This window comes from uncultured Fibrobacter sp. (assembly GCF_946062555.1).
Taxonomy (GTDB): domain Bacteria; phylum Fibrobacterota; class Fibrobacteria; order Fibrobacterales; family Fibrobacteraceae; genus Fibrobacter.
Window position 1 is genome coordinate 25,035 of the sequence record NZ_CAMGVQ010000028.1, and the last position, 19,984, is coordinate 45,018.

At 47.9% G+C, this 19,984-nt stretch carries 17 protein-coding genes; 10 read left to right on the plus strand and 7 right to left on the minus strand.

Features of this window, described 5'->3' with window-relative positions; genetic code table 11:
* Positions 1–85 precede the first annotated feature (85 nt).
* The 4 genes from Q0P86_RS09675 to Q0P86_RS09690 all read right to left on the minus strand — a co-directional run bounded on the left by Q0P86_RS09675 (position 86) and on the right by Q0P86_RS09690 (position 6,276).
* Entirely contained in the window at positions 86–1,117 is a 1,032-nt protein-coding gene (locus tag Q0P86_RS09675) for an NAD(P)H-dependent glycerol-3-phosphate dehydrogenase (protein WP_290994926.1), read from the minus strand.
* A gap of 104 nt (positions 1,118–1,221) precedes the next feature.
* Entirely contained in the window at positions 1,222–1,848 is a 627-nt protein-coding gene (plsY, locus tag Q0P86_RS09680) for a glycerol-3-phosphate 1-O-acyltransferase PlsY (protein ID WP_294112590.1), read from the minus strand.
* A complete protein-coding gene (der, locus tag Q0P86_RS09685) occupies positions 1,781–3,223 on the minus strand; it encodes a ribosome biogenesis GTPase Der (protein ID WP_291025453.1) in 1,443 nt (480 codons plus the stop codon). Before der ends, plsY begins: the two co-directional genes overlap by 68 nt.
* 101 nt (positions 3,224–3,324) lie before the next feature.
* The gene (locus tag Q0P86_RS09690; protein WP_295039071.1) at positions 3,325–6,276 is read right to left on the minus strand and encodes a CotH kinase family protein; all 2,952 of its coding nucleotides are present in this window, start codon (positions 6,274–6,276) and stop codon (positions 3,325–3,327) included.
* A gap of 442 nt (positions 6,277–6,718) precedes the next feature.
* Between Q0P86_RS09690 and Q0P86_RS09695 the strand changes: the two genes are divergently transcribed.
* Entirely contained in the window at positions 6,719–7,957 is a 1,239-nt protein-coding gene (locus Q0P86_RS09695; protein WP_295039073.1) for a glycoside hydrolase family 18 protein, read from the plus strand.
* A gap of 178 nt (positions 7,958–8,135) precedes the next feature.
* On the opposite strand, the gene Q0P86_RS09700 is transcribed toward Q0P86_RS09695, so the two are convergent.
* A complete protein-coding gene (locus tag Q0P86_RS09700) occupies positions 8,136–8,381 on the minus strand; it encodes a hypothetical protein (protein WP_295039075.1) in 246 nt (81 codons plus the stop codon).
* Between the two features lie 246 nt (positions 8,382–8,627).
* Positions 8,628–9,785, minus strand: a complete 1,158-nt coding sequence (locus Q0P86_RS09705) for a PDDEXK nuclease domain-containing protein (RefSeq protein ID WP_295039077.1) — start codon at positions 9,783–9,785, stop codon at positions 8,628–8,630.
* A 462-nt stretch (positions 9,786–10,247) separates the two neighbouring features.
* Between Q0P86_RS09705 and Q0P86_RS09710 the strand changes: the two genes are divergently transcribed.
* From Q0P86_RS09710 to Q0P86_RS09750, 9 genes are all read left to right on the plus strand, one after another.
* Positions 10,248–12,170 carry an N-6 DNA methylase gene (locus tag Q0P86_RS09710; RefSeq protein WP_295039078.1) on the plus strand — a complete coding sequence of 641 codons (1,923 nt, stop codon included), beginning with the start codon at positions 10,248–10,250 and terminating at the stop codon, positions 12,168–12,170.
* Positions 12,163–13,221 (plus strand): restriction endonuclease subunit S, encoded by a 1,059-nt coding sequence (locus Q0P86_RS09715; RefSeq protein ID WP_295039080.1) that lies wholly within the window; start codon positions 12,163–12,165, stop codon positions 13,219–13,221. Before Q0P86_RS09710 ends, Q0P86_RS09715 begins: the two co-directional genes overlap by 8 nt.
* A gap of 6 nt (positions 13,222–13,227) precedes the next feature.
* On the plus strand, positions 13,228–13,374 hold the full coding sequence (locus Q0P86_RS09720) for a hypothetical protein (RefSeq protein ID WP_295039084.1): 147 nt from the start codon (positions 13,228–13,230) through the stop codon (positions 13,372–13,374).
* A 365-nt stretch (positions 13,375–13,739) separates the two neighbouring features.
* A complete protein-coding gene (locus Q0P86_RS09725; protein ID WP_295039086.1) occupies positions 13,740–14,417 on the plus strand; it encodes a hypothetical protein in 678 nt (225 codons plus the stop codon).
* Positions 14,398–14,892 (plus strand): hypothetical protein, encoded by a 495-nt coding sequence (locus tag Q0P86_RS09730; RefSeq protein ID WP_294112583.1) that lies wholly within the window; start codon positions 14,398–14,400, stop codon positions 14,890–14,892. Before Q0P86_RS09725 ends, Q0P86_RS09730 begins: the two co-directional genes overlap by 20 nt.
* A 216-nt stretch (positions 14,893–15,108) precedes the next feature.
* Positions 15,109–15,432, plus strand: a complete 324-nt coding sequence (locus tag Q0P86_RS09735) for a hypothetical protein (RefSeq protein WP_295039088.1) — start codon at positions 15,109–15,111, stop codon at positions 15,430–15,432.
* Between the two features lie 176 nt (positions 15,433–15,608).
* Positions 15,609–18,356, plus strand: coding sequence for a valine--tRNA ligase (locus tag Q0P86_RS09740; RefSeq protein WP_295039090.1), 2,748 nt, complete (start codon positions 15,609–15,611; stop codon positions 18,354–18,356).
* 231 nt (positions 18,357–18,587) lie between these two features.
* Positions 18,588–18,806 carry a hypothetical protein gene (locus tag Q0P86_RS09745; RefSeq protein WP_073114908.1) on the plus strand — a complete coding sequence of 73 codons (219 nt, stop codon included), beginning with the start codon at positions 18,588–18,590 and terminating at the stop codon, positions 18,804–18,806.
* Positions 18,796–19,212 carry a PIN domain-containing protein gene (locus Q0P86_RS09750; protein ID WP_295039092.1) on the plus strand — a complete coding sequence of 139 codons (417 nt, stop codon included), beginning with the start codon at positions 18,796–18,798 and terminating at the stop codon, positions 19,210–19,212. Before Q0P86_RS09745 ends, Q0P86_RS09750 begins: the two co-directional genes overlap by 11 nt.
* A 412-nt stretch (positions 19,213–19,624) precedes the next feature.
* On the opposite strand, the gene Q0P86_RS09755 is transcribed toward Q0P86_RS09750, so the two are convergent.
* A complete protein-coding gene (locus Q0P86_RS09755; RefSeq protein ID WP_295039095.1) occupies positions 19,625–19,903 on the minus strand; it encodes a type II toxin-antitoxin system YafQ family toxin in 279 nt (92 codons plus the stop codon).
* Positions 19,904–19,984: the final 81 nt, after the last annotated feature.

A 19,984-nucleotide genomic window follows, 5' to 3' on the forward strand; every position in this document is an offset into this window, starting at 1 on the left:
ACTCTAAACTCTAAACTCTAAACTCTAAACTCTAAACTCTAAGTTCTAAGCGCTAAGCTCTGAGCTCTGAGCGCTAAGCTCTACACTACTCCCAGACTTCTTCCTTTAGCTCACGGCCCCACATATCCTGAATGACATCGTCGATTTTCTTGCCTTCAAAGAGGAGGGCATGGACGGCATCCACGATAGGCATTTCGACACCGAGCTTGTCGGCAAGCGCCTTGGTGCTCTTGCACGTAGGAACGCCTTCGGCCACCATCTTCATGCCAGCAAGCACCTGTTCGATAGTTTCGCCACGACCGATGTGTTCACCCACGTAGCGGTTACGGCTATGCTGCGAAAGGCAGGTCACGATAAGGTCGCCCATACCGGCGAGGCCCGCGAATGTTTCGGGCTTTGCACCAAGCGCCTTACCCAGGCGGCACATTTCAGCCTGGCCGCGGGTCAAGAGGGCGGCTCGAGTATTATCGCCAATCTTGTACTTGCCACTGGCTTCAAGGCCGTAGAGTACTCCAGAAGCAATGGCAATCACGTTCTTCACGGAACCGCAGAGCTCAATACCCACGATATCCGTAGAACTGTAGACACGCAGGTACGAGCAACTCATAACCTTCTGGACAAGCTTTGCGGATTCTTCGTTCACGCAGGCAGCCACAATGGCCGTAAGGATATGGCGGCTAACCTCTTCGGCATGCGATGGACCGCTAAAGGCGACCATCTTGTCTTCGGTGAGCCAAGGAACGTTTTCGAGCAGCACTTCGCTCATGAGCTGGTTCGTGCCTTCGAGAATACCCTTCGTAGCGCAAACCACCACCGGTTCCTTACCCTTGGCGGGAGTCCACTTGCCAAGGTTCTTGGCGACACCACCCATGAACTGGGAAGGCACCACGATCAAGACCATTTCACAACCTTCGAGGGCAGCGTTCATGTCAGTCGTGTACTTAAAGTCTGCCGGGAAAATCACGCCCGGAAGTTTGTCCTTGTACTGGTGTTCTGTCGAAAGCAGGTCCACTTCGGCCTGGGAATTTGTCCAGAACATCACTTCATTCTTGTTCTCGTAGACCACCTGGCCAAGAGAAAGTCCCCAACCACCCGTACCTAAAACTGTAACCTTCATATACTTATTTCCGTTAACTTTCTATTTAGATTATAGAAATTCAGAATTCGGATTTCAGAATTCAGAAACATTTTAACTCCGAATTCCGGACTCTGAATTCCGAATTATTTCTTGCGTTTGCTGCCAAATCCGTTTTCAGTGCCGTTCATCAGGCGCTTAATGTTGGACTTGTGCTTCACAATCACGAAAATGGCCACCAGCAGGCATGTAATCCACAAGCCCTCGTTAAATTTTTCGGGCGGGAAAGGCAGCTGCAAGTAACCCATCGTCGAAAAAGCCGCAAGGGCGATGCATGCCCCGATGCTTCCGACCGACACATACTTTGTCGCCACCGTAAGGATAATCCACACGCCAAAAGCGCTAAGTGCCGTAATCGGGCAAAGGGCCAAGAACACACCCAAAGCGGCGAGCACGCCCTTACCGCCGCGGAAACCGGCAAAGCAAGTAAAGCTGTGTCCCAGAATCACCAAGAGGCCAGCGACAAGCGGTACCCAATGTGAGTAGTCCACACCACCTGCAGCCACCTGGGCTTCGCACAACTTAATGGCAATCCACGGGCCGAAGAAGCCCTTGAGCAAATCCAGGAAAACAACGGGAAGCGCGGGTTTCCAACCGAGTACGCGGAACGTGTTGGTGAGGCCCGCATTCTTGGAGCCGTAATCTCTAATGTCGAACGACTTTCCCTTTGCGATTTTTGCGATCCAGATCGCGCTCGGGATTGACCCCAGCAAGTACGCTATTGGAAGACTCAGTAAACTGTTCAAGATCTTCATCCTTTCTAAGGGTTAATTTCTGGTCGAAGTTCAAGCGGAGGGGTGCGCCCTGCAGCTGGAATTCTTCGTAAAACTGTTTGAGCAGGTAACGCTTGTAAGAATCGGCCACCAGTTCCGGCGTGCGGGTTTCGATAGCAATTACCGGAGGTTCCACCATAATCTGGCAGGCGCGAGTGAGCTGCACCACGCGGGCGTTCTGGCTCGGCACCGGATTCTTTTCCAAGAAACTTGCGAAGGCTTCGGCCACACGGTCGCGACCAAGCACTCGGCGGCAGTTGGCATACACCGTCTGGATAGCCTGCACAATGCGGTTGACGCGCTGGCCTTCCTTGGCGCTCGCCGAAATGATCGGCACGTATTCAAGCATCGGCTCGCGTTCGAGCATTTCCTTGACCATGTGGTCAAAGGACTTTTCGGTCTTGTCGGGGTAAATATCCCATTTGTTCAGCACGAGCACCAGGCCCTTGCCCGCCTTGCGGATTTCGGTAATGATGCGGAAGTCCTGGACTTCGAGACCGCGGGTACAGTCTACCATGAGCACCGACACGTCGGAGCGGCGAATACTTTCGAGCGTACGCATGTTGCTGAAAATTTCGACTTCGTCTTCGACCTTCGCCTTCTTGCGAAGTCCCGCCGTATCGGTCACCACGAACTTGACTCCGTCGACCGCAAAGTCGCAGTCAATGGAGTCGCGAGTGGTACCCGGAATATCGGACACCACGGCGCGGTCTTCGTTCAGCAAGCGGTTCAAGAGCGTGCTCTTGCCGGCGTTCGGGCGACCGAGAATGGCAAAGCGAATCGGGCGAACTTCCTTGCGTTCACCGCGAACGGGAGTCGGAAGCACCGCAATGACTTCGTCCATGAGCGAAAGACAGGCATAGCCCGTGAGCGCACTGATGGTTCGCGGAAGTCCAAAGCCAAGCTTCAGGAATTCGTAGCTTTCTTGACGGTCGGCACCGTTTTCGCTCTTGTTTGCGACAAGAATCACCTTCTTGTCGAGTTTGCGGACCATGCGCGCAAACTGTTCGTCGAGCTTGGTAATGCCCACGCGGACATCGACCATGAAGAGCACCAAGTCGGCCTCTTCGACGGCGTTAAAAATCTGGGTGCGCACGCTATCGGCGAGCACGTCGATGGAATCGTCCGGCAAAAATCCGCCGGTATCGACCACCGTAAATTCATGGCCCTTGTAATTCGCATTCTGGTAATGGCGATCGCGGGTCACACCATCGCGGTCAGACACGACAGCGGCACGACGCCCCAAGATGCGGTTGAAGAGCGAGGACTTGCCCACGTTCGGGCGCCCTACAATACATACGACAGGTAATTTCATCGAGATAAAATGTAGTAAATAGTAGGAAGCGGGAAGTGGGATGTGGGGTGTTAGAAGAGAGCCCGCCATTGGCGGGCTCCAGAAGCGATTGGTATGATTTCTTACTTAAATGTTGCAGTGACTGTTGCTACTTCGCCGGGATTAAAGGTTCGAGTCGCTTCTTGGATGCCATCGCTCCAGCCACCGAATACGGCTCCTGCATTGGGCATTGCGGTTACGGTCACCGGGACATCTCTAAAGAAGTTCACCGACATAGAACTTTGATCGAGCGGCAGGTTATGCACCAGGACCTTGCCCGAGCCCTGCGCAGAAAGAGTTACCGCGGCAGTTTCTCCCAAGCTAAAGTACTGCTGCATTTCGCTCATAATGGTCTGCTGGCGGGCCTGCGCAAAGGACTTGATCTTTTCAAGATTACTCGACATCGACGCGGCGTCGTAGTTCCAAAATTCCGCATCACGTGCCACCTCGGCCTGCACCTGCGATTGCAATTCGTCGATACGTTTCACGAGCCTGTCGGCAGAGAAGTTCATAGACAAGAGCACGCAGAAGCGATTAATGAAAGCCTTCTTGAATCCTTCGTTACCGAGCAAACGGATCATGAGAATCGTATGCTCCGAAATAGAGCCACCACTCTGCTGGCCGCCACCCATACCAGGCATCATTCCCATCCCCATGCCGTTTGTACCGTTCGGATTGGTCACGTAGCTGAACACGTTGCCATTCTGCGTATTGTAACCTGCGCCGAAGCCAAAGTCTACATCGTACAGGAACCATTTCCATTTACTTTTCTGACTGGCAACACGCCACTTTTTCATATTGTTGTGCGGCCAGTCGCCATTGTTCACGAACATTTCGGCCTGCATATAGTTCATGTAGTTATCGACATCAATCTGGTCGGCAATTTTCTGGTAATTGGCATCGTTCGTCAGTTCGTTACTCTGGAGCCAATCAATCATCGCCTTGTAATCGGTCGCCGAGCCCGCACCCGCTTCGTTCTGGGCATCAATCAAGTCGATATCCGATGCATCAAGGCCATACTTGGTTTCGTAATAGTACTCGTTGTTGCGCTCACGTAAATCGTGTACACCGTAATACTTGCCATTGTAATACACAACAACATAACGCCCGCGCTGGTAATCGACGCCAAGCTCTTCTGTCATCGAAGTTCCGATGCGGTCGCGCACATAGTCGTCTCCACTGTTGTTCCCGAAATTCCTAAGCGAGAACGCCTTGAATTTCTTAAGTTCCGGATAATCCGGGAACAACGGGTACTTGAGGCGTTTATCGCCGTATTCCTCGCGCAAGGTAATCGAGAAAGATTTCTTTTCTTTGGCGCGACTGTACTGCCCCGAAATTTTGTAATCGCCCATCACGCCGAATGCAGGGGTCTGCGGCTTATTCGGCTCAAAGAATTCCACATAAACAGGAAGTTCGCGATTACTCCAGAAGTTCGCGCCCTTTTTGGGATCCATCATGGCAGCCCCATTACCCGTCATGTAAAGGCCCGTATCGGGACTGAACATCGACAAAGGATCCGTCGTTACAAATAAAGTTGCAATCGAAGGCTGTCTTTCGAACACATAGGTCCGTACAATTTCTTCGCTCGGATAGGACCCCACGGCATAGGTACGGCAGCGAAGCACCGCAGTCGCATTAATCGTCAAAGTCTGCTCCACCGTAGGTGAATTTGCCGTCGGTTCCGTTCCGCCCTGTTCGCAACGCGTGCCCGTCGGGAACGTAACAGACACCGGAGATGAATAGAAACCGGATGCCGGAACATTCACTTCGTTAGTTTGAGCCTGTACCGCAAAAACCTCACCCACCGTATTTCCATAAGGCGAAGGAGAAGCAAAGCCCCACTTACCCGCGGCATCGCGGGACCAGGATGCACCCGTAGGCACCGCAGAATAGCGCACGGAATCCAGAATACCCGTTTCGCTCACGAGGTAAAGAGTTCCGCCCTGATCCTCTGCCTTAAAGGTCGTATGCAGTTCATGACCACGTTTACGTGCTATGTACGATGTAATCTTGATAGTCGTCGATTCAGACCCCTGGGTTTCGGTAGCAAACGTCGTTGCCGAGACATTGCTACGTTTGATATCGGAGGCGTTGTCGCCAAGCCTTACATAATACACCGACGACGAATCGCCTGTACCGCGGAGATTCTTGCCAGTCCATGCGCTAATATTGTCACCTTCCTTAAAATTCACGCGAATTTTGTGCGTCTTGGTAATAAATCCTCGGATCACGAGCTGGTCTGCGTTACCGAGCTTTGCCGCACCGGAATTCACAACCACACGAGAATAGGTACCACCCTGCGACACCTTCATGACGGCACCAATTTGGTTTACACCATTTTCGTTGAAGCACAACGAGATTTTGCCAGGAAGATTTTCGACATTTCCGGAGTTACCCGTAGCAGCGGCGCCACCGACACCAGCACCTGCACCAACACCGGGGAATCCGCCACCGAAATCGCCCATGCCGCCGCCCCAGTCACCCATGCCAGGGAACGCGCCGAACCCGCCCGCAGAAGATTCCGAACTGCAATCGGAACCGATCATATTGACCGAATCCGAAGGCGGAATATAGTCGGCATAGTTCTTGCCCGAAAGGAACACAATCATGTGGCTCTTGGCAGGAATAGTCGCATTGCCAAAGACCCAACGGCGCGGAAACCTTGGGTCATTACTCAATGCAACGCCCTTGAGACTCACCGGAGCATCGCTCGTATTATAAAGTTCAAGCCAGCCGGGGTCATTGCCATCGTTATCCTTGAAATTTGCATTCGACGGCGAAACTTCGGAGAAAACGACCGGAAAGTTACCCACAAAAGGCACCGTCGTGTCGACAGCAACCATAGCCGGGTCTTCGCCAGGGAGAGGGCCTTCGTGCGAGCCGTCTTCGCCAATGATAACCTGAGAATCCGACGAAAATCCATCGGGTTCGGAAACATCCGGTTTCGTTCCGGAAGAATCGTCCGAGCATGCCACCACACACACCAAGACTAAGAGAAACCATACATCCCACAAATTGAGTTTTGGGGTACGCATACTTCAAAATTACATCGCTTCGTCCCCAAATGACACCCCTAAGGCACCACAAAATGTGTAAAACCCGTTTAAATTTCATTTTTTTGGGGATGTTCCATCAAAAAAAAATTTGAATGCACCATGGGTGCCTCCCTCCCCCATTTTAAACACCCACAAACGCACCTTGGGCATATAAAATTCGTTTTATTAGCAATTTATATGCCTGAAATCGATTTTTATAGTCATTTTTCAGCTAATTTTGGAAGTTTCCGTCATTTTTCGGCCTTCAAACCATCATTTTGAAGCTTTTTCGATGAATTTTCCACCCCAAGAGGCATATAAAAGCTTAATTTTAGAAAAATATATGCCACCAATCGCTTTTTCTCTTCAAAATTTATACAAATTTGTTCACAACAAGTCTTTAAACAACAAAAAGCTTATATTTAGAAGCAAGGAGTTTCAAATGAGTCGATTGAGCACACTTTCCCTCGCAAAAACCCTCGCGGCTTTTTTAATCTTCGCAAGCGCTTGCTCGGCGTGGGCCGAACCGCTGTTCATCGGCTACTACCCCGACTGGGGAAAATGGCACAAGCCCGCCTACACCGTAGACAAGGTGCCGTACGAAAAGCTGACCCACGTGCTGTGGAGCTTTATCACGCCGGATACCGATGGAAGCCTGCGTGGCGATGCCGCCGAAGACCCGAGCGCACTTGACGAAATGGTAACGCTCGCGCACGCCGCTGGCACAAAGGTCATCGTGTCGCTCGGCGGTGGCGGACAGAGCGAAAACTTCGTGCCCGTCGCATCGGACGACGCGCTCCGTCAAAAGTTTATCGCGAACCTCGTGAAGTTCGTCGCCGACCACAACCTGGACGGGCTTGACATGGACTGGGAATGGGAATACAATCCCGTGCCCGACGCCGATACCATCGCCTACAACAAACTGCTCACCGAGCTCCGCGCGGCTTTACCCGAAGGCAAAACGCTTTCGGCGGCACTCCCCTGCTCGCAGTATTACGGAAAATACTTCACGCCAGAAGTCCTCGTGAAAAACCTCGACTGGCTCGGCTTCATGACCTACGACATCACCGGCGACTGGGACGAAAAAGCCATGTTCGACTCGCCGCTATACCCGCACAGCGGTTACACCACTTGGTCGTGGGAACAGACCCGCGACTACTGGAAAAAGCGTGGCGTGCCCACCGAAAAGATGGTCTTCGGAATTCCCTCGTTCGGGTTTGAATTCAAGGGCGCAACGGGCCCCGGCACCGATTTCACCAAGGGCACGGCAAAGCAGGTCCCGTACAAGGACATCGTCACGAATTCCGAATGGGAATTCTTTTTCGACAGCGTTTCCGTGTCACCTTACGGCGTATCAAGTACCGGATACGTGACCTTCGAAGACCCGCATTCCTCTGCCGTCAAGAGCCGCTGGGTCAAGGATAACGACTACGCGGGCATCATGGTCTGGGAAGTTTCGCACGACTACATCGAAGGCACTGGCAACCCGATTTTGGACAGCATCGCGGTAGTTTTGCGCGACGGTTCCACCGACGCAATCCCTTACGCCCGCAAGGTCCGCGCCTCACAGCCCCGGGCGCAAGGCACCTCGGGCAAGCAGGTAGACGCCCTCGGGAAGTACCAATCCAGTAGCCGCGGGCGAAACAAGCGTCAGGTAATACTGCTCGACACAGGCAAATAGCGTCATTCAATTTCGCAGTTTTCGGTTCAAAAATTGCGAAATCGACATAAAAAAGCATTGCTTTAGCAATTTTCAGCACATTTTTCGCCAAAACTCACAATTTTATATAGTTTTGGCCAAAACTTACCGTAATTTTCGCCAAAACCCTTTACTGACTTTTGGCGAAAATTATTATAAATTAAGGGGGGTGTGGGCTGGCGAATTGTTTGCGATGCAGGGGCACGGCGTTGCGGGGCCTAGTCCTTAAGGCAACGAACGGAATAACCATTGCCCACGGATACTTCGCTGAATCCGAAATGCGTTCACTCGCTAACTGCTCCGCCATCCAGGCGCGTCCCTTGAACGAATCCCTATACGGATCCCGCTGTTCGCCATGATAATAGCGGCAGTATTTCAAGTCCCTATTTTCATTATCTGTCTGCATAGGAGCCTCCTTTCTAGAGTCACCTATAAATATAGATTCAAACAGATGTCAGAAAGTGATAATTCCATTCTATTCGTTTACACCGGCATTTATACCGTCATTTTCTTGGACATTTGTCTTTTTTCATCAATCAAGGCGCTTTTCAGGGCCTATTTGACAAAGTATATCGACTGTACTTTTCTGTGCACTTTTCTGTGTACTTTCCTGTGTACTTTTCTGTGAACCTGAGTCAAAATCGACAATTTGCTACAAACCCATCTCCTGCACTTCTTTAATCAAAAAGTTTTCTAACTGTTGCCTGTCGGGAAGTTGAAGCTTGTATGTCGAGACAAACAGTTTCTCGTCCATGCCGTTTAATACATATTGGACCATTTTCGGTCCTTTTTCCGTACAGAGTAAAATCCCGATCGGGGGATTGTCCCCGTCCACCATCTCACAATCCTTGAAATAAGAGATGTAGGCGTTCAGTTGAGCGGCATGCTCAATGCGAAACTTGCCGACCTTCAATTCCACAATTACATTGCAGTGCAGCAAACGATTATAAAGCACCAAATCGATAAAATAATACTCGTCGTCTATGATAATGCGTTTTTGTCTGGCCTCGAAGCAGAACCCTTTGCCCATCTCCAACAGGAACTCCTGCAAATGGTTCATAATAGCCTGCTCCAATTCGGTTTCGGAGAATTCATCCTTGACATTCAAATCTAAAAAGTCTAGAGTATATGCATCTTTAACCGACAGGACAGCATCTGCTCCGCCCTTTTCCACCCGTTGCAACAGTAGTTCCGGCTTTTTGCTTATCCCGCTCCTGAAATAGAGTTTCGTGTCGATTTGCCGATGAAGTTCCTTCACGCTCCACGTGCCTTTGATACATTCCAATTCGTAAAAGAAGCGTTCCATAGGATCGTCGATAGAAAGTATTTCCCTAATATGGGAGAACGACAAATGGGTCAGCAGAATATCTGGCGGTGTTATGAATTTGTGATTCACTGAATCACAAATCTCGTCTCCGCGTTTCTTTTCAACATTCCTTATGCTCACGGTATTGATAGAATACTTAGATCTGTCAATCATTTCCAATTTGTGAGACGCCGTCTCACAAATCTGTGGATATCTAATATAGAATAGCCGACAAACACTAAGCATGGAGCGATCAAGTCCCTTGATGGACAACTTGTCCGCCAAATTCTGCAATAGGCGGGCCCCGTACTTAGCTCGGTCGCACCCCTCTTGCTCATATTCGACTATATAGCAGCCGATAGCCCAATTTCGTATTGTCAGCAACTGGTTTACGGCGCCCTTAGCAACGGAACTTGTCGCGTTATGAACGTTTTTTACCCGTTCTGCAAGGTTTTCAAAAGTTGTTCCGTCTGCCTTGCCAATAGGCGACACACGCTTATTCATCTTTCACTCCTTCCGCCTACAAGCATAAAAAGGCGGGACTTTTTGTCACAAAATGCTCTTTTGAGCACTATAAATATAAACTTTCTAGGGGAGAATGTCAAGAGGTTTTTGAAAAAAACGAATTTTTTGCTTGGACGAAATCGGGTGTCATCTTTCACCATTCAAATAAGCTATATTGCGATTGACATAGCCCCGTACCGAATGGTTCGGAGCGACCGGAATTTTTGAGATTCGTCTCTTATTCTCTTGTCTGAAACTACCACTTTCAATTTACCTGAGGATAAGACGAACGCTCACGCCCACATTGGGCGTGGGTCGTTTTGTGCTTATCAGGTAAAAGGGTGTGGTAGCCCGCAGACAAGGTAAGCCTACGACTCCACGCCTTTTTTATTACCTACAAAACGGCTTTAGTCAAGGACTAGGATAAGAACGATTAATCTACTTATTTTAGGAACCTTGTCGATGGCAAAAAAAGAAGTCAAAACGGATTTATGGGTGCACGACCTTCTTAACGAAGCAGGAATAGTCCACGACGCCCAGGGAAGTGAAATTGTCGAAATTGACAAAGCTTTGAAGACTGCTTCAAAAAGTGGAACAGGCAATGTTGGCTTTCCGGAATATGTCGGCGTAGTAAAGGATTTCTTGATTGTCATTGAAGACAAAGCTTCAATCCAAGACCACGAAAAACATGACGACGATGGTCTTTTGGCGATGGATGTCAAGTCCGTTAAAAAATACGCCATGAACGGAGCTTTCTTTTATGGCAGGCATCTAATAAGGAACACGACATACAAGAAGGTTTTTGCAATTGGAGTGTCAGGAACTTCAAAAAAACATCGGATTACACCCATATTTATCGACGACCGATGCAATGTATTTTATTTAGATGACGTTGAATCATTTATTTCATTCAGTGAAAATAATATCGATGAATTTTATCTGCGAGACGTTCTCAAAGAGGATACGGACAAAGAAAAAGAACTTGCCGAAATACTAGCCGATGCAAAAGAATTACATGAGCATCTGCGAAATTACGGCAACATGAAGGATGAGGAAAAGCCACTTGTTGTGTCAGGAATTCTTCTCGCCCTGCGTGAACGAGACAACAGAAACTTCAGCATTGATTCGCTTACAGGTGAATCGGGTATACATGCCATTACAGATGGTCAAAAGATTTACAATGCCATAGAATCTAGCTTCAAAAGAACAGATCTTTCGCCAGTCACCAAAATTGACAAGATTCTTTCTCAATTCAGTATCATCAAAGACAGTACAAAACTAAATGAAGTAAATCAGTCTTTAGGTGAAACTCCATTAAAGTTCTTCACGAAATTCCTAGATGAGAAACTTTACAAATCAATTAAGTTCAGCAAATCAACCGAAGACTTTTTGGGAAGATTCTACGGCGAATTTATGCACTATTCGGGTGGTAGCGGGCAAACATTAGGGATTGTCCTCACCCCAAAGCATATTACCGAACTTTTCTGTGAACTACTTGACCTTAAAAAGACTGATCGAGTATTTGACAGTTGTTGCGGAACAGGTGGTTTCCTTGTAGCGGCACTTCATACAATGCTCTCTAAGACGGATGTCGAAGCGGAAAAGAAGTCTATTCGTAAAAATCAGCTTTATGGTATCGAACAACGCTCGGATATGTTCACCATAGCAACAACAAATATGATTTTGCGCGGTGATGGTAAAAGTAATCTACAATGCGATGATTTCTTGCAAAAGAATCCAAAGGAACTGCAATCAAGTATTCGTGCAACCGTGGGTATGATGAATCCTCCTTATAGTCAAGGAAGCAAGAATAATCCTGAACAATATGAAATTGCATTTACGGAACATCTTTTAGATTCATTATTGCCTGGTGGACGTTGTGCAGTTATTGTTCCCCAAAGTTCGATGACAGGAAAATCAAAGGAAGAATTGGATATAAAGCGAAGTATTCTGAGCAAGCATACGCTTGAAGGTGTTGTTATGCTGCAAAAAGACACCTTCTATGGGGTGGGAACTATACCTTGTATAGCAATTTTCACCGCAGGTGAACCCCATCCAAAAGAAAAGATATGCAAATTCATCAACTTTGAAGATGACGGTTACAAGGTTTCTCCCCATATTGGACTTTTAGAAACCGAATCTGCAAAGGACAAACGGCAGCACTTGTTAGATGTATGGTTTGACAGAATAGAAGCAGAAAACAAGTTCTGCGTCAAATCAACCATTACCGCAGAAGATGAATGGCTACATAGTTTCTACTACTTCAATGACGAGATTCCCTCTGAACAAAGTTTTGATAAGGTTGTTGGGGATTATTTGTCCTTTGAATTCGCAATGATAATGCAAGGGAGAAAATATCTGTTTGAAGGAGAGAAAAATGAGTGATAGATGTTGGAAGGAATTTTGGCTTTCCGGAACAGATGGAATTTTTCATTTAAAAGCCACAGCTAGCGGTATTGACGGAAATAAGTTAATTTCTGGAGAATCTCAAACGATTCCATATATTTCTCGTTCGGATTCAATGAATGGAGTAAAGTCATTTGTTTCGAGTAAACAAAAACAAAAGTATAAAATTGATTCCGGGAATTGTATAACAATTGGATTGGATACACAAACGGTTTTTTACCAGCCGCATTCTTTCTTTACAGGACAAAACATACAAGTCCTTCGAAATAAAGAATTATCACAAGAGTTGGCGTTATTTCTTGTAGAAACGATTCGTAAACAGATGGTGAAATTTAATTGGGGTGGGAATGGCGCTACATTAGGAAGACTTGCCCGATTAAAAATAATGCTTCCTGTGGACAAAAATGGAGAGCCAGATTTTGATTATATGGAATCTACAATCTATGAACTTAAAAAGGCAAAAACCATCGAATATCGAGAATTTTTAAAAAAGGAATTAAAGTCTATTCGTTATGTTGAAATTCCGAAATTAGATGAAAAGGAATGGGACGCCTTTAAGTTGACAGATGTTTTCAAAATTAACCCAGGAAAAAGATTAACTGTTTCGGACATGAAAATGGGCAATACACCTTTTATCGGGGCATCAGATTCAAATAACGGTATAACAAATTTCATTTCAAATCGAAACGCATCGTTTGACAGAAATGTCCTTGGTGTAAATTACAACGGCAGCGTTGTTGAAAATTTTTACCATCCTTACGATTGTTTGTTTTCCGATGACGTAAAACGATTCCATCTAAAAAATTGGAAAGACGGCAAATTTATTCTCTTATTTATGAAGGGAATTATTTTACAACAGAAATCTAAATTTTTGTATGCGTATAAATTCAATGAAAAAAGAATGAAGAATCAAAGTATTATGCTTCCGGTTGATGGCAATGGAGCCCCAGACTATTCTTATATGGAACAATACATCAAAAATATTTTCTATACAAAAGCCAAAGAATATTTGGATTTTAAAGCAAGATAACTTTCTATGGATATCAAAACGGGTGCTCCCTTCATTCTTGATTACCACGACCGCGAAGTGGCGGGCAAAGAAATTACGCCACCAGGCTTACCCAAATCCGTGAAAGACCCGCAAAAATACATTTCACAGGATTGCGTAAAGATGGAAGAATAAGGAGATTAACAAAAAAAGAAATTCAAATTTTTTGACATAGGGTATTTCGATACTCACGATAAGAGTTTTTGCTCTTGTATCTGCAACTGAAATCGGCAAAATTTCAAAATCTATCAGGACAAGACAAATGCTCACGCTCATGGTTTAGGGCGTGGGTCGTTCGTATTTGTTGATAGATTGGCTTTGCCGAGCCTCAGTTGCAACAGGTATGTTCGACACCACGCCTTTTTTATTCATAAGGGGTGACTAAATAAAGGAGTATGGCAACTACAAATTCAACACAGTTGATTTCACAATGAATGGGAATGGTGGATGCAAAGATTTTTTCAATTACTTAAACCGGTCCAAAGGACCAAAGGAAAAAAATGTCAAATTGGCTTGATAAAGAAGTCCAGAAATACCTGTCGGAGAAGCACTCTTCACCAAGCGACACTCCGTTGGCAAGACTTGCAAAAGATGCTTATGGCAAAACGCATAAGCTAGCTGATTATGTGCAGCAAGCATCTTGCATGTGGAATACTCCCGTAAGTTTCAATACATTACTGCTCGGAATAGGTTATCCTAAATTAAGTCCAAGTTCCAGCATAACAAACAAGGCCTACGCATTTTCTGATGCAGTCTTTGGATGGCCAGAAGAAGATCGAGGCTCCGCAAAGGGGGCTTTCCGTCATATTTTATGGCAATCAGATATGACAGCAAGATATGGTGACGATACTGCCCAACAAGTAGGAAATTGTCATGAACGAGAACAGCCGACCTATCCGAGAAGCACCTTTTTTTCCTCTATTGATGACGCGGATAGGACTATAGACCAGTTAAATAATAAAATCGGCCGTCGCATTGGCAACGAATTTAAGTATCTTTCAACAAAAGAACGTGCGCTGGAAATCCTGCGGTTTGGTTTTACTGATGGATTTTATAGCGTGTTAAAAAGAGGTGACGGCTTTTTTGAAATCATCAAGAAACCGATGACTTATGACGAGTATGAAAGAAAACGACAACAAATTCTCCGTCTCGATGATAATGGAATGGTTAAAGAATAGCCAACGGCTTGTCCCATTTCTAATCCTTGCAATGGGGACTATTTTCCCCATTGCAATTATTCTTATCGATTCAATTTCATTCCCCTATTTGCCATTTTCGTTACACCAGTATTTGGGTGCGATGCTTTTTGTTAGCGCACTTTTGGGTTGGACGATTCGTTATGTGTTTATCCTGTATGATTTTATTGCGAAGAATATCCACATAAAACTATTTGCCGCTTTTTTTGTCATTTTGCTGATTGCGACTGTTCTCATTGTAAAATTTGGTCTACAAGAGCAATCCTTAAACATTCACTTGGCAGACGAAAATTACAGTTTGGAAGCAATGTTTTTCAATTTAATCGTCGCACTCCATATTTTTCCATTGTTGGCATTTTTTTCAAGAAAAACAAATGTGAAAAAAGAAACGCTGTGCTTGACCTTAACCGTCGCATTGAGCTTACTCGGCTCACTATTTGCGTTCTTCTGTTTTTAGTTCTGCATTTTACAACCTATATTCAAAAAAAATCTGATAAACGTCTGGGCATTTCATAAACAATTCTATTGAAAACTTTAATAATAAAAGTGATATACTAATTCACTCATTTTGGGCATCAAACACTCTTTGACAAATTTTGACATCCGTTTAAATATATATTTGTAAGTGTCGCAAATCATTAATACCCATAAATCTTATCAGAGGGAGCCTATTATGAAATTTACGAAGGAACAGGCCGTAGATTACGCCGTTGAGGTCGTGGGCTACCTGGACCGCATCGTCATGGGAATGGAACACAACGGTCGCGTATGCGCCGTGAAGGGCCGCAAGAACGAGCTAAAGGACTGTTTCCTTGCGAGGGCGAAGGACATGATTTTCAACGCCACCCGAGAACAGTTAGAAGCCGCCTATGACGAGTGCGGAAAGGCCGACACCATCGACCATACCGTACAGGCGATGTTCAGGGTCATTGGCAATAAAGCCCCGAATCCTGGCAACGAGAAACCCATAGAGACCGTATTGTTCGGAATTGTCTAAGAAGTGACGCCTTGTATCGGCAACAGCAAAAACGACATATAGCTCGGCTGTTAACAATTAGCAATAAAACTAGTGCTATAGATGACGTTAGAGGGACTTTTTTCGTGAGAAAATAAAGGAGATCCCTACCTACACGGGGATGACTGTCCACTTTTTTTTCTATCTTTGTGCCCACTATGGAAACTCGTTATAACGCTAAAGATGTGGAAGCCCGTTGGCACAGCGCCTGGGCTGAAAAAAACAGTTTTGCACCCAGCGGAAAGGGCGAACCGTTCTCGGTCGTGATTCCGCCCCCGAACGTTACCGGCGCGCTCCATTTGGGACACGCTTTGAACGATACGCTCCAGGACATTTTGGTACGCTACCGCCGCAAGACGGGCCGCGACACGCTGTGGATTCCGGGTACGGACCACGCGGGTATTGCCACGCAGGCCGTGGTCGAAAAGCGCCTTTTCCAAGACGAACACAAGACCCGCCACGACATCGGCCGCGACGCGCTGGTGGAACGCATCTGGAAGTGGAAAGACGAATACGAAGCCCGCATCACCAAGCAGCTCAAGAGCCTAGGCGTCAGCTGTGACTGGAGCCGTCAGCGCTTCACGCTGGACCCGGTCTGCGCAAAGGCCGTGCGCCACGCCTTCTTCAACTTGTTCAAGAAGGGCCTCATTTACCGCGGCAAGCGCCTGGTGAACTGGGATACCAAGCTCCAGACCGCCGTTGCCGATGACGAAATCTATTACGAACATGTGAAGGGACACTTCTGGACCTTCAAGTATCCCCTGGCCGACGGTTCGGGATTTATCCCCGTTTCTACCACCCGTCCGGAAACCATCATGGGCGATACCGCTCTTGCTGTGCACCCCAGCGACGAACGCTACGCACAGTTCATCGGTAAAATGCTGAAGGTGCCGTTCGTTGACCGCGAAATCCCGGTGATTGCCGATGCTATCTTGGTGGACAAGGACTTCGGTACGGGTTCCGTGAAGGTGACGCCCGCACACGACCCCAACGACTATGCGACGGGCCTGCGCCACAAGCTCCCGATGATCAACATCATGAACGACGACGGCAGCCTAAACGAGAACGCCGGCAAGTTCCAAGGTCTCAAGGGCCAAGCCGCACGCGACGCCGTGGTGGCAGGTCTCGAAGAACTCGGACTTTTGATCAAGGTGGAAGACCACGAAATGGACGTGGGACACTCCGACCGTTCCAAGACTGTGATCGAGCCGTACCTCAGCGACCAGTGGTTCGTGAAAATGGACGTGCTCGCCGAAAACGCGATGAACGCCGTAAAATCCGGTGAGATCAAGATTATCCCAGAACGCTACGCCAACAAGTATCTGGACTGGCTTGCTGAAAAGCGCGACTGGTGCATCAGCCGTCAGCTTTGGTGGGGCCACCGCATTCCGATCTGGCATACCGACGCTAGCGAAGACGAACTGAAGGCCGCATTTGCTGGCCGCGACGACATCTTCTTCTACAAGGCCGAAAACGGCGGCTACCTGGTGTGCAGCCAGGAAGAAGACCTGAAGCCCGACGCGGTACCGGGTCACGAACTCAAGCAGGAAGAAGACGTGCTCGACACGTGGTTCTCCAGCGGTTTGTGGCCGCATTCTACCATGGGCTGGCCGGAAAACACCGACACGCTCAAGCGCTACTACCCCACCAGCGTGCTCGTGACGAGCCGCGACATCATTACGCTGTGGGTCGCCCGCATGGTGCTCTTTAGCCAAGAGAACATGGGCACGGTCCCGTTCCACACGGTGTATATTCACCCGAAGATTCTAGACGGCAATGGCCAGACCATGAGCAAGTCCAAGGGCAACGGCGTGGACCCGATGGATATCGAAGAGAAGTACGGCACCGACGCCCTGCGCTTTGTGATGGCAAGCCTTTGCACCGACAATCAGGACGTGCGCCTGCCGGTGAAGAAGGAAAAGCAGCCGGACGGCCGCGAGATCAACACCAGCGAAAAGTTCGAAATCGGCCGTAACTTCAGCAACAAGCTGTGGAACGCCTGCCGCTTCCTTTACCCGCAGCTCGAACAGGCCGGTGCGCTTGACAACGAGCTCCCGATGGACAAGAACTTGTTCGCCCTGGAAGACAAGTGGATTCTCTCCCGCCTGCAGACGACCATCAAGGACGCCACCCGCATGCTCGAAGAATACCACTTCGCCGAACTCGCCGGGTTCCTGTACCGCTTCGTGTGGGACGACGTCTGCTCCAGCTACTTGGAAATCAAGAAGTCCGTGATCAACAACGAAACGCTCACCGCCGAAAAGAAGAACGCCATGGCTATTCTCAGCTACGTGCTGAAGAACGTGCTTGACTTGCTCCACCCGGTAATGCCGTTCATTACGGAAGAACTCAACAGCATTTTGTTCCAGGGCAGCGAAATGGTGATTAGCCGCGCATGGCCCAAGGCTGACGAATCGCTCATTGACGCAAAGATCGAAGCCGCATTCGACCAGGCATTTGCCGTGGTGGAAAGCGTGCGTGGCGTGCGTGGCCGCTACAACGTGAGCCCCGCCACCAAGCTGAGCGCCGTGGTGAGTGTGGACGATGCCGCGACGGAAGCAAGCGTGAAGGACTGCATGGCAATCATCACCGAACTTTCGGGTCTTTCTGACCTGAGCGTCGCCGTGAAGGCCGCGAAACCGAAGTTCAGCGCCAGCGCCGTGGTACCCGGTGGCGAACTCTACATCCCGCTGGAAGGCATCCTCGACCCGGCTGCAGAAATCGCCCGTTTGGAAAAGGAAATCGAAAAGGCCAAGGCATTCGCCGCTTCGATTGAACGCAAACTCTCGAACGAAAAGTTCGTGAGCGGTGCCCCCGAAGCCGTCGTGAACGCCGAACGCACCAAGCTCGCTACTCAGCAAGACATTATCGTGAAGAACGAAGCTGCGCTGAAGGAACTGCGCTAGCTCACGTCATTGCTCTGTGAGCCATGACAGCGTCGGTTATCCAATGCATGAGCAAGCTCCTGCGCTGAAGGAACTGCGCTAGCTCACGTCATTGCGAGGCTCCGCAAGGAGCCGTGGCAATCCATTTTAAAGAGGTGCCCCGCACGGGCACCTCTTTTTTCATCCCCCACATTGGTCTATTGACTATCGTTGTCAAAAAATATATATTGGTAGTATAAACGGAGGTTTCCTATGTCCGAAGCCATGGTTGCAGAATTCACAAAACGAGCAGCGTCCCTTTCTAACGAAGAGACGATTTTCGTCATTTCCATTCTTCTGGAAAAGTTGAAAGCACCTGCAACCGCAACTACGAAAAACGGCTCTTTGGACAATATTTTCAACTTGGCTGACAAGCTCCACTTAAACTCTGCCGGAAAGTCCTGGACACGCGAGGAGCTTTATGACCGCTAGTTGTTTTCTGGATACAAACATTCTTGTATATTCAGTTGACGAAAAGGACAAAGCCAAGCAATGCACCGCCAGAGATTTGATTGCCACCTTGGTCCAAAATGATGACGCAATTATTTCCACGCAAACCTTGCAGGAATTTTACAACGCAGCAACAAAGAAACTGATTGCATCAAAGAAAGATGCCGGAACATTTGTCAAGCAATTCTCCGACATCATTCCAGTCCATAGCAACACCGTAAACGATGTGTTGGCGGCGATAGACATTAGTGAAGCGTCTCAGCTATCCTTTTGGGATTCTCTTATTTTGGCATCCGCAAAGGCATGCGGTTGCACAACGATTTATTCAGAAGATCTGAACGACGGGCAAACGATTAACGGCGTAAAAGTCGTGAATCCGTTTAAGTAAGACCGACGCTCGATTTTAGTTAGCGACAGTCACTCCGCCGAACGCACCAAGCTCGCTACGCAGAAAGAAATTATTGCCAAGGATGAAGCAGCCCTTAAGGACTTGCAATAATTTCTCGACAGGACAAACACCCGCAAGGCGAGCGATGCACGAAAATTTTTTCGTATATCCGAGCCGAAGGGTGTTGCACGAAGTGCAAATGCGTAGGGCGAGAGTCGCAGCCATGCTTGCATGGATATGACCGAGCCCAACATTTGGTACTTTCGCAAAGCGAAAGTACACATTATTGCCAAAAACGAGGCTGCGCTGAAGGAACTGAAGTAAATCAGGTCTGGATTGCCGCGCCCCTTCGGGGCTCGCAATGACGTTATTAGAAAGAGGTGCCCCATGGCACCTCTTTTTTTGCATCAATCTATTTTCCGAATAAATCCGAATGTGAACCAGTCGCAGTCGCCGAAAGAATCAACTCGTCATTGAATATCTGATACATCAAAAGCCAGTCCGGTTCTATATGGCATTCCCTAAAATCCGACAGAGCCCCACCCAGTTGATGATCACGGTTATGAGGCAGAAGCGGTTCTCCTTTCGACAACTTATCCAAGACAGCGATTAGTTTGTTTAAGTCTTTGCCACGCTTTTTCATGACCTTGACATCATGCTTCATACGGCTTGTGTACTTAATTTGGAACAAAGGCTATTCCTCCAGCATAGAGGCAACTAAGCCGGTCGGAAATTTTTAGACGGTAAAAGCGCGGTTCCTTAGTTGAAAAAA